Origin of the sequence: Bacillus cereus group sp. BfR-BA-01524 (genome assembly GCF_022662595.1) — a bacterium.
Lineage (GTDB): Bacteria > Bacillota > Bacilli > Bacillales > Bacillaceae_G > Bacillus_A > Bacillus_A thuringiensis_S.
Genome location: NZ_JAKUDW010000444.1, coordinates 1 through 225 on the forward strand (window position 1 = coordinate 1; position 225 = coordinate 225).

Sequence of the window (225 nt, forward strand, 5' to 3'; positions counted from 1 at the left end):
TGATGATGGCAGAGAGGTCACACCCGTTCCCATACCGAACACGGAAGTTAAGCTCTCTAGCGCCGATGGTAGTTGGGACCTTGTCCCTGTGAGAGTAGGACGTCGCCAAGCTATTTATATCATCGCGGGGTGGAGCAGTACGGTAGCTCGTCGGGCTCATAACCCGAAGGTCGCAGGTTCAAATCCTGTCCCCGCAACCAAATGGTCCCGTGGTGTAGTGGTTAA

At 54.7% G+C, this 225-nt stretch carries 1 tRNA gene and 1 rRNA gene; both read left to right on the forward strand.

The features are described from left to right. Positions 1-111: ribosomal RNA gene (gene rrf / locus MR170_RS31805) — 5S ribosomal RNA — on the forward strand; the annotation flags it as partial. 12 nt (positions 112-123) lie between these two features. After that, positions 124-200 (forward strand) — tRNA-Met (locus MR170_RS31810). The last annotated feature ends 25 nt before the right edge of the window (positions 201-225 follow it).